This window comes from Escherichia sp. KTE159 (genome assembly GCF_000408805.1).
Taxonomy (GTDB): Bacteria; Pseudomonadota; Gammaproteobacteria; order Enterobacterales; family Enterobacteriaceae; genus Escherichia; species Escherichia marmotae.
In genome coordinates, this window is record NZ_KE137291.1 from 14,949 (window position 1) to 25,979 (window position 11,031).

The window sequence follows — 11,031 nt, forward strand, 5'->3', positions numbered from 1 at the left end:
GAGTTAATGGATTAACGAGTGGGGTCTTCGCATTTCTGGCACCTGCGTCTTGCCTGAACCAGAAAGGCTCAGACACCCGCCGCGATAATACCACATTCCCTGTTGCTGACTATTACCCCCATTTACCTGTTTTTGTTACAGAAACGCCGGGGACGGGAAAAACTTGCTTTTTCCCGTCCCCGGCGTTGGACAACTGAGCAACGCGAAGGCGTCAGCCTGCCTGACTTGTATGTTCTTTGGTTTTCGCCAGGCATCCACTACCTCCTGAAGGGCGTGGTTGATGTCCGGCCTTACCCCTGCTGCGCCGCTGGCAGTATTCTGCTCTCTGCCACGCAAACTGCTGCCAGTCAGTACGGGGAGCAATATGAGCAGCCCGTCTCCATGCTTCAGCAGCCTCCATCCAACGTCCACTGACCTCCAGAATAACGGCCCGGCCTCCGGCACGCTGGTAACGCCAGACCTGACCGTTCCGTGAACTGTTTCTGAATCCATTCATTTTTCTGCTCCTCCCTTTTAGTCGTCAGTATTATTGTGGTAAATAATTCAGTGGACTGACTTCCTTTCGGGTACGGAAGTTATTTCCTTTTAAGCCTTATTGTTTCAGCCTCCTCACTCTTTCGGGGAGGCCTTTTTATTTCTCATCAAGCACAGCCTGAAGTTCTGCCTTTATCCGGTTCTGGCGACGGATTTTCTCCAGACGCGCTGCCGCATACGCTTCCTCCTCCTGAGAAATATACTCCGTCACATACCCTTCCGTGTCATACCGACAGGCACCGGCTTTCATGGCACACAGATAACTTTCTGAACGGGTGATGACCTTCAGCGCACGGCGCAGTTTTTTATGCGAGAGCGGGATATTCCGCTGCGCCACGTCTTCCAGTAACACGTCCCGGATACCGCAGGCCAGAAGCCGGGGGGTGTCACCGTCAAACAATCCCTGCCACCAGGGCTTCAGGGTATTCACGGCCTCATCCAGCGTGGGCAGGCTCAGATAAATGGACAGCGCCTGTCTGGCCTGCGCTTTTTTTGCCGCCAGCTCTGCTTCCCGGGCCGCTTTCTCGGCCAGCTTCTGCTTTTTCACCTTCCACTTTGGTGGCGTGGTGACATTGATTATGGTTTTCCGGCTGCGGACAGGTGTTGTTCCCTCTGTTTTCCGCTTCAGTGTCAGTACCGGTCGCTTCTGCTCTGTCATGCTGTATTCTGCCTCTGACGAATCGTCCTCTTGCGGCCAAAGATACCACACCCGTCACAGTGCCAGAACGCCCAGCACAGCCAGATGACAGGCATAGAACGTCGGGAAGAAATCTCCGGACCAGAAACGGGGTAAGGATTTCCCTGCACACGACACCAGACCAACAGTCAGCACTGTCATCACAAGGCCGGCTACAGCCGCCGCATTACTGGTGGCAAGGTTAAGCGCCGGAATCACGGCCAGCAGGCATGCAACCAGCGCCAGACGTTCCATTCTGTCTTCCGCCTGATACAACCGGTGGCTGACCGCCAGCATCAGCAGCCCGGCAATGCCGTAACTGGTACCGGACAAAGGCAGCCATACTGCCAGCAGCAACATGCACCCTGCGGAACGCCACCAGGTGCGCGTTTCACTCCACATCAGCACCTGTGCCACAACCGCAAAGGCAAACAGGATATTTCCTTCATACCAGGGAAAACCGGCCAGATAATACGCGAACTGGGCAATCACTCCCCATCCCCACAACCGGTTAATGGCCGGTTGCCGGATATGCGCATGACGGGACAGATTCAGCCCCCACACCAGAGCAAACAGCGGAAAGGCCCCGCGCCCGGCCAGAAACATCCACGACTGGTCCAGATGCAGAATGCGGTTTGCATGGTCCAGAACCATCAGCACCAGTGCCACCGTTTTGATGATATCCCGCTGGCCGGGTGACCAGACCAGCAACGACTGCAACCAGGTATCGGTCCGGGCAGCCAGTGAATCGTTACGTGTCGTGTTCGTGTTATCCGTTGTCATCAGCGTTTGTCTTCCTGTATCAGTCTCCACCCAGGGTTTTCTCTTTCTGCAGGTCACGAACCATATCCCGCTCCATCTGCTGCAGTCGCTCCTGCAGCAGGTTTTCCCGGGCAATCTCCCTGACAGCCTGCTCTGTTTTGCCATCCGGCAGGTCAGGTTTGTTCTCTGCCATTTTACGGACAATTTCATCCGCACGGCGTTCCGTTTCACGGCGGATAGCCTCTTCAGCCTGCCGCTGTGCCAGTACCTCTGCCGTGACCGGCTCACCGTTTCCGGCACCCGGCTGGACACTGTTGTCCGGGATATCCCCCCACACGCGACCGCCGGTGATGGCACCGGGATTCCACGGGCGACCTTCACCGACAATTCTCACCACCACACCGCTGTCAGGATTATCACGGGCAATCCGGACACCATCCTGCATATTATCAGCCAGCAGGCTCTCTCCGTTACGGCTGCCCTGCAGGGCCACGAACTGCGCATCTCCGCTGCCTTTCACCCGGCCTTCACCGCTGAATCCCCGCAGCCCGTTTCCGTCATCCGTGGTCAGCGGGTTCAGCCAGATACCTGCTGATTTGCCGTTACGGTCAAAAGCCGGCAGTGCCACATACGGCTGCGGATATTTGCGCCCTGGTGCAATAAACCGTGCAGGACTGTCTCCCCCGGCAAGTCCCGCCTGACGGAGAACGGCACGCCCTGCCGCCACGTCCCGCAGTTCCCGAGCCGTACTGAACAGCCGCTCTGCATTCATGACCTCCCGGTCAGCTTTCGGCTCCAGCACATCGTGGGCAGTCCCTTTCTGTACGGCATTGTTGATGGCATCCGTCCAGCCCTGACGGTCATCAGTGTACACCTGCACATGCTGCTTCATACGCGACAGGGCAACGTAGGCTGACTCAAAGCCGGCCATCTGTTTCCGGCCACCTTCCGTGCCTTCAAGCGCGATGGCAAAGGTTTCACTCGCCCCCTGTGCACCGTGGGCAGTGATGGCATAGGCCAAATCAATATGTTGTTCTGCCTGCTCCTGACCGGGGCGAATCACCCGGGTCTGCAGTCCGTCAGAAAGCGTGACACTGTCACCGGAAACCGCCGTCACCGTCCAGACGCTGTTGGCCACATAGCCGCGCTCCCGGTCACTCTTCGTGAAGCGCATCCGGTCACCGGTCCCCACCCGGATGGTGTCCGGGGTGTACAGTGTGACACCTTCAGCCACCGCCTCCCGGGGCGAAATCAGCCGCGTGTTACCTTCCGCATCCTGCAGGGTTATCAGCCCGTCACCCTTACTGATACCGGCAATCCGGTGATACACATTATCCACCAGGACAAGTGCGTCCCGATGTGTCTCCCAGGTGGAGAGACGACGCAACTCCCCGTCGCGTATATTCGCTGTGTTCAGGACAGGCACCATGACCTGCTCTTTTCCCAGCTCACCGGCCTTTTCCCGTGCATCATGAATCATGCTGTTCAGCACGCGCCTGTCTTCATTCAGGTGCGTAACAATCAGCGTCTGCTCCCGTGCTTCCGGTGTCCTGCCGGTATAGTCGCGGACAATGGCTTCATACAGTGTCATGGGGACATCCGGGAAAGCCTCGCCTTTCAGCATCGCCTTCTGCTGCGCTTCTGCCAGTTTCGCTTCCTGGCTGTGACTGAACTCCGTCACAGAGTGTTCCGGTGCCCATGCGCCCTCCTGACGTGGCACCTGAGACGGTTTCACACTCTCAAGCCCGGACAGTGCCCTTTCCACATCCCGGTTAATCAGGCTGTATACCGCCTCCCGCAGTTCCGGCGTCTGACGCACAATCTCCTTCATGATGGCCACATCGGCAGCACTGCGCGTCTGCTGGAGACGGAAAGACTGACCGGGCGCGATGGCCTGCAGCTGGTCCGTGTCACCGCTGGCCACGGCACGACCACCACCGGCCGCAATCAGGGCGTATGCCCGTGCCATGTCGGTATTGCCCACCATTGAGCTCTCATCGAGCAGGAACAGCGTGTTGCTGAAATCCGGCGTTTCTCCGCTGCGCTGCTGCAGCTGCGTGTCATGCAGAAAGGACGCCAGTGTCTGTGCATCCACGCCTGCGCTGCGCATCTCCCCGACCGCACGGTGCGTGGGACCCAGCCCAACGACACGGGGACGCTCACTCGCCGGCAGCATGTTCACGGCTGACATCACCGCCCGGAACTGTGTGGTCTTACCCACACCGGCATAGCCCTGCACCACCGTGAAACGGTCGGACGTTTCCAGTATCATGCGGGTGGCGGCGCGCTGTCCTGATGTCAGTTTCTCCATGAGTTCGCCAGGTACTCTCTCCATCAGCGGCGTGACCGCCTCCTTACCTTCGAGAATATGGCGAAGAATGCTTTTTTCAGCCTCATACGACGCACGGGAAACCAGCAGGTCTGTGCCATAACCTTTTGCCACATCCACATGCAGTAAATCGCCCCGTTTTATCTGCGCATTGATTTCCCGCCCCAGGTCAGCAAAACTGGTTCCTTCTGCAGCAAACGACTTTGCCTCTGTCAGTAGGTCCACATGGCTGAAGGCCAGGTTTTTACTTTCCACCACCGGAAGGGCAAGATGAATGGCCTGCTGTGCCGGCGTGTGAAGTGCGGACTTCTGATGACTGATAGCCGTTTCCAGCGATGCCTCACCGGCCCGCGTCTTTATCTGCTCAGAAACCACCGTAAAGGACGGATGGCGGGCAAGTTTTTCCGCAGTACGGGTTTCATCCAGTGAGGAATACAGCCGGACATCACGACCACTGCGGGCCAGACCGTTCAGGGTGGCATTGTCCATTGCCATCTGTGTGACGGAGGCAAAAACCGTCGCACTGTCACTGACGGAATGCCCGGGTGTTTCCACCCAGCCGTTCTCCAGCTTCAGTGCCGTGAACGGTGAATCCCCCACAGGCAGGGTGGCCGGTTCAGCCCGTCCCGGCACAACAACCGTCATCGCATCCTCACTGACGGATGCCACCTGCAGGCGGTCACCGCCGGAGACGCGGAGTCCGGGGATTTTTCCCGTCACCCTCAGACGCTCGCCGTCTGCCACCAGCATTTTTTCCAGCCGGAACAGCGACCAGCTGCTGTCCAGCGAGGAAATACGCACCACCTGCGTTTCACCCTGTGCATTCCGCAGGGTCAGGCTGTGACTCTGCGCCGTCACCCGGTCGATAACATAGCGGTCATGACTGCGTGTCTCCGGGTTCCACTGCTCCATCACCATCCCCGGGCGGTACATATCCCGCAGATAACGGCTCCGGCTGTCCAGCCAGACCGGTGACAGGGCGGTCATGGTTACTTCCGGGTGTCCGAGCACGCCCTGTGTTTTCAGCTCACTGCGAATGGCCTGTGTCAGAATGGCCTGTTCCCGTACCCCGCTGACCTGTGCCACGCTCTCTTCTCCGGCTTTCACGCTGGCCGCAAAATCCCCGGTCAGCCGGGCATAGCGGACATTACGGTCCGGTTCACTGATGATGGTTGCCGGTCGCTGCTCTCCGCCCTGCCAGCGATATATGTTCACCCCGGCATCCTTCATGGCCATCAGCGCACTGCCTGTACCGGTTCGCTGCCCGCTGTCGGTTATCAGGATCTGTACGTTATGACGTGCGGCACCGTCCAGCAGGGTTAACGTCTCTTTCAGGGAGAGTTTTTCACCCTGGTCGACAATAACTGTACTGCCTGGTGTGAAGGCCATGCCTTCCAGCAACTGACGACGCCCGGTTATCAGTTCACCGGACAGCCATTCATCCTGCTTCAGGTTCATCTGTGAGCGACGGTCAGCAGCGATAATCTGCACCTCCCGCCCCTGCTCCCGGGCCATCATTGCCAGTTCAGCCACCCGCTCACGCTGCCCGGCTGCGCCACCCTGCCCTGACACAATAGCCAGTGGCGGACGATCCTGTGCCAGAACACTGACCGCATCGCTGTAACCGGCAGTCCGGGAAACACTTTTCTCCGGATGTACGGTTACCCGGTTCTGTTTCATGATATCGCGACTGAGTGCCCGGACTGACAGTTCATCGAGCACATGAATCCAGGACGTGAACAGCCCCTTCTCACGGTCAAGGGGGATGAGTTGCTCACGGCTGATGGCCTCATCAATACCAGCGCATGCCCGCTCAATCACGCCCTCTTCCGGCGGCAGTATGCCGATTGTTCTGGCCAGCACGTCCGTATACGTGAACTGCACTTTTCGTTCACTTAATCCGGCAATGGCCTGTGTCACCGCCTGCTGCACATCCGGTCCCTTCAGTGAAACAGCCCCGGGCGCCTGCGTGCGGGTCTCTGCCCGTTGCTCCGCCGCGTCACGATATGCCCGGATATCGAACCCGGTTTCCTTCAGCGTCTGCATCCACTCGGTCATTTTGATTTCAGGATCGACGTGCTGTTTGGATTTTCGCGTATCCAGTGCTGCCACATCCCGGGATTTCAGCGAGGCGTCTTCCCCGACGGCCTCCCTGATAGCCTGCGAACGACTGGAAAAGGCCTCCACCGGTACGCCCGGCATCTCCCACATCCCGTGCTTACCGACCACTTCGGTTTCATAGCCCAGCGCCTCAACCTGCTCTTTCAGCTTTTCCCGGTAGAGTCTGCCAAAGGCAATCTGATTAGCGTACACATTCTCAATGAACCCTGTTTTTCCCACTTTGTCACTGCTCAGTGTCTTCCACTCGCCGTTATGCTGTGTAACATTGGCCACCACCGCATGCGTGTGTAACTGTGGTTCCTGATCGCGACTGGTGTCGTGATTAAAAAGCGCCATCACCAGATTACCGGTCAGCACCGTTTCTGACTGTCCGTCCGTCATAACCCGTGTGGAAGCCAGCGCCTCCACCTGACGGACAGCAAAATCCACGGCCTGGTTATGTGCATCAATAAGACGTTTATCACCGCCTAACATGGCCATCACGGAGACACTTTTGGGAGCGGAGAAGGTCAGGTCGTAGCCGGGACGATGCTTATTACTGCCATCCTGCATGCGGCTTAAATCCGCTCCGTCCGGCAGCTTCCCCTCCAGAAGACGGGTAAAAACATCCTTATCGACGCGGCCCTGCAGCCCCAGCTGTTCAGCCCCCCTGCCGGCCCAGCGTTCTCCCATGCTGCCCAGCACATAGTAATTATCCTTGTCGGTATAATAGTTAGCGGCACTTCCGGCCGATCTGACCTGCGCGATACTCATCATAAACGTATATCCCTTTGACATATCCCGGTATCAATCCCACAATGGATATACACAAGACATATCCACATAAGGAGGCAAATAATGGAAACCACCGTATTTCTCAGCAACCGCAGCCAGGCGGTCAGACTGCCAAAAGCGGTTGCATTGCCGGAAAACGTAAAACGCGTTGAAGTGATTGCTGTCGGACGAACCAGAATCATTACGCCAGCCGGAGAGACATGGGACGAATGGTTCGACGGAAACAGCGTCAGCGCCGATTTTATGGATAACAGGGAACAGCCCGGTATGCAGGAAAGGGAGTCATTCTGATGCTGAAGTTTATGCTCGATACCAACATCTGCATTTTTACGATAAAGAACAAACCCGCCCGTGTCAGGGACCGTTTTAACCTGAACCAGGGGAGAATGTGTATCAGTTCGGTCACCCTGATGGAGCTGATATATGGTGCAGAAAAAAGCCAGATGCCTGAACGTAATCTCGCTGTGATCGAGGGATTTGTTTCCCGCATTGATGTTCTGGATTACGACGCTGCTGCAGCCACACACACTGGCCAGATAAGAGCAGAACTTGCCCGTCAGGGACGCCCTGTCGGGCCATTTGATCAAATGATCGCAGGTCATGCCCGCAGTCGGGGGCTGATTATTGTGACTAATAACACCCGGGAATTTGAACGTGTGGGCGGCCTGAGAATTGAAGACTGGAGCTGACCTGTTCATCAGAAATCATCTCCCGGCTCAACATCCTCCCCGCGCTCCCGGTGCACATTGATGTTCACCTCTTCACGACGCTGCATCTGCTGCTGGGTGTCCGGATGATTTTCCTGTTGCCATGCCTCATAAGCGGCCATATCCACCACTTCACCGGTTTCACTGATCCCGGGTGGCAGTTGCTGTTCCATCTCTTCTTCCGGTTTCATTTTCAGCTCCTGCTCGATCCCCCCTGCCGGAACATTCATACCTGCATCTGACTTCTTATCATTGATGACCGAAGACACTGGCTGTTGTGGCTGTTCAACCTGAACCACGTCTTCTCCGGAAACAACCTCCGGGACATCCGGTTCGAAGAGGCTAGCCATCTGGCGACCTTCTGCTTCTCTTGCGGCAAGCACAGCACTCAGGCGATTCTCCATTTCCGGGTTGATGTCACGCGGAATAAACTCCGGAGCGACCTTCGGTCGTGTCTGATATTTCAGGGAGAGTTTTACTGCCGGATACGGTCCGGGTAGGGTGACATAGCAGGTCAGATCCGGCAGAGACTGAATGTCGGAATAACTGACCAGCGTCTGACGCTCCATATCCTTACCGGTCGATATCCCGTCACGCACGGGGTCAGCACCGTAGGAATACTGCAGACTGGCTTTCAGGTGCTCTTTCTCACCAATTTCACCGGCAGCAAACTCTGCAATCTGATGGCTCGGGGATCGGAAAAAAGCACGGGTATTCAGCACATCAAACAGCGTGGCTGCCGCTTTCTCACCGTAGATATCTTCCAGTTGGGCATAGGACTGGATACCAAACACATAACAGCCACCGAACTTACGGGCTTCCGGCAGGATCTCCACCAGGTCCGGCAGTTTGTGTAACGTGGGTAATTCATCACAGAAAAACCACACACGACGGTTACGGTTTTCTCCCATTGCCAGCAGACCACGAATGGCAATGGACAGCCACATGGAGATCACCGGCTTCAGGGAGGCATGGGTGTCGGCATTCGACGAGATAAACAGCCAGCCGTTTTTCTGATCTTCCCGGACACCACGCATCCAGTCACGGATGGTAAAAGGCTCACCGTTATGCTCAATCCCCTGCAGGTAACGGATGGCTTTCACGTAGTTGGTCAGCACAGCACGGATGGAAATCGCCGTTTTCTCGATTTTCTCTTCCACCAGGTTGGCCGCCGGTGAGTTACGCAGGAAGGTACGCAGTTTTTCAATTTTGATGGAAAGCAGTGTGTCCACCAGTTTGCTGTAGCTGCGGTTGGGGTCATTGCGCATCAGGTACGCCGCTTCCGCAAAAATGGTACGTCCTGAACCCTGCCAGAACGGGTCCTCTTTTGTACCCATCGGGATCAGGGTATTTGCCGTATTATCAAAATCCGGCTGTGTCAGGCACTCCTTCCACAAATCCCAGGCGGCACAGCGTGCATCCAGCGGATTCAGGATTTTATCGATGGAGGGATCATAGTAACTTTTAACAAATTCCCCTGAACGGTCATAAATCACCACCATATCACCACGCTGACGGGCGTAGTTGGCCAGACGACGGATAACCTCCGACTTACCGGCCCCAACCGTGCCGTGCAGACAGAAGTTCTGGATTTCGGAATCCCGGATAATCGGCAGGTCGCCAATCCGGATATCGGAGTCCTTGCCGTCTTTTTTCAGCATCCGGGCAACGTCTTTCGGATTGTCTGTCAGTTGACGACCACCTGTGACTTCATTTTCGCTCTGTTGTTTACCCTGACGCCCCAGAATCCAGGAGACAACAAAGAAGGTGATCAGGCAAATAACCAGTGCCACAACTGTAGCCAGAACGAATGCGGACCATAGCTGCTCTCCGCACCAGATCATATATTTATCATGCAGTACCTGAGCAGCGTTCATCCGGAAGGTTTTGCCGTAATACTGGATCTCATAGACCGGCTGGGACTTGATTAAATCCCGCATGCCTTCCAGCGTGGTACACCACCAGTAAATACAGCCGTTCACAAACGTCTGCCAGCTTATTTTTACCCATAAAAACAGACCTACGAGTATCCAGAAAAAAATAAACAGGCAGTAAAGCATGATATTGGCGATCTGGCTGAACATGCGGATACGCATGGACGCAATCTGACCGCCCTGGGTCATATCCTTTGCGTTAAAACTCATGATGATATTCCGAAGAAAAAAAGTCAGTCGGACTGATTATTAATGATGAAAAGATTAATAACCGTTAAATTCCGGCTTCGCCGGCAACACTTCACGGTCGCACAAAGAATTTGCACAACCGCTCAGTGTTTTCATATTTATTTCGGAAACGCCGGAAAGAAATAAAATTTATTTTATTTCTTTCCGGGGTTGGACAACGAGCAAAGCGAGGCGTCAGTCAGGAAGCCGGTCAGACCAGCCTCCGGAAGATAATCAGAGAATATTTGCAATTGATTTGGCCAACTGGTCTTCGAGAACAGGCTTCGCCTCTTCAAATTTCAGATTAACCTTGTTCGCATTTGAGACCACACGGGTCTGGTATTTATGCTGGTTACCTGTTTCAGTACTGGTCTGAATTTTCGCACCTGATGTGCCCTGACGCAGGGCGGCAACATTATCCGTTGTCACCGTTGCCTTAGTACGCTCTGCAATCTGCACATCCGTGATCATGGTATAGTTCACATCTTCCACCATCGCATCTGCAGCCATACCCACCAGACCGGCAGCAAGGCCCACACCGAGTGTGGCACCGGCAGAACTGGAATTATATCCGGTGATACCGGCACCTAACGCTGCACCAACTGCTGCGCCTTCATAACCACGGTTCAGCCATCCCTGAGACTCCCGCAGATCCATCTTATCGGCCTTCAGCACATTCGCCTGAATCCAGTAGTAGGCTTTATCCGGAGAAGTCACCACCTGATACCGCTTTCACAGCATCAGCAATTTTGCCCTGCAGCCCACTCATGTCTTTATCAGACGTGTTTTTGATCTGCAGAAATACCGTGCGTTCGCTGGCGGGTTCAAGCCAGATGGTCTCACTAATCTGAGTCTTCACCTCAAGGTTACGCTTCTTGATTGCTGTGCTCATCGCACCCTGAAAGGGTCAGAGTGGAACTGACCAGTGCAACCATCATCAATTTTTTTATTTTCATCCAAAATATC

At 55.4% G+C, this 11,031-nt stretch carries 7 protein-coding genes and 1 pseudogene; 2 read left to right on the top strand and 6 right to left on the bottom strand.

The features are described from left to right. Nucleotides 1-211 precede the first annotated feature (211 nt). From A31E_RS21775 to traI, 4 genes are all read right to left on the bottom strand, one after another. Nucleotides 212-496 carry an ANR family transcriptional regulator gene (locus A31E_RS21775; RefSeq protein ID WP_016233142.1) on the bottom strand — a complete coding sequence of 95 codons (285 nt, stop codon included), beginning with the start codon at nucleotides 494-496 and terminating at the stop codon, nucleotides 212-214. A 135-nt stretch (nucleotides 497-631) separates the two neighbouring features. Continuing rightward, the gene (locus tag A31E_RS21770) at nucleotides 632-1,192 is read right to left on the bottom strand and encodes a fertility inhibition protein FinO (RefSeq protein WP_016248288.1); all 561 of its coding nucleotides are present in this window, start codon (nucleotides 1,190-1,192) and stop codon (nucleotides 632-634) included. A 54-nt stretch (nucleotides 1,193-1,246) separates the two neighbouring features. Then, on the bottom strand, nucleotides 1,247-1,993 hold the full coding sequence (gene traX, locus A31E_RS21765) for a conjugal transfer pilus acetylase TraX (protein WP_016233144.1): 747 nt from the start codon (nucleotides 1,991-1,993) through the stop codon (nucleotides 1,247-1,249). A 19-nt stretch (nucleotides 1,994-2,012) separates the two neighbouring features. Beyond that, the gene (gene traI, locus A31E_RS21760; protein ID WP_016248289.1) at nucleotides 2,013-7,178 is read right to left on the bottom strand and encodes a conjugative transfer relaxase/helicase TraI; all 5,166 of its coding nucleotides are present in this window, start codon (nucleotides 7,176-7,178) and stop codon (nucleotides 2,013-2,015) included. A gap of 81 nt (nucleotides 7,179-7,259) precedes the next feature. On the opposite strand from traI, the gene vapB reads away from it, so the two are divergent. Both vapB and A31E_RS21750 read left to right on the top strand, forming a co-directional pair. Then, nucleotides 7,260-7,487, top strand: a complete 228-nt coding sequence (gene vapB, locus A31E_RS21755; RefSeq protein ID WP_000450532.1) for a toxin-antitoxin system antitoxin VapB — start codon at nucleotides 7,260-7,262, stop codon at nucleotides 7,485-7,487. Beyond that, entirely contained in the window at nucleotides 7,487-7,885 is a 399-nt protein-coding gene (locus tag A31E_RS21750; RefSeq protein ID WP_001377646.1) for a type II toxin-antitoxin system tRNA(fMet)-specific endonuclease VapC, read from the top strand. The genes vapB and A31E_RS21750 overlap by 1 nt, the downstream gene beginning before the upstream one ends. Nucleotides 7,886-7,893: 8 nt before the next feature. Here the strand turns inward: A31E_RS21750 and traD are convergent, their stop codons facing one another. Beyond that, a complete protein-coding gene (gene traD, locus A31E_RS21745) occupies nucleotides 7,894-10,047 on the bottom strand; it encodes a type IV conjugative transfer system coupling protein TraD (protein ID WP_016233146.1) in 2,154 nt (717 codons plus the stop codon). Nucleotides 10,048-10,299: 252 nt separating this feature from the next. Continuing rightward, nucleotides 10,300-11,021: pseudogene (gene traT, locus A31E_RS0121905) on the bottom strand (conjugal transfer complement resistance protein TraT). Nucleotides 11,022-11,031: the final 10 nt, after the last annotated feature.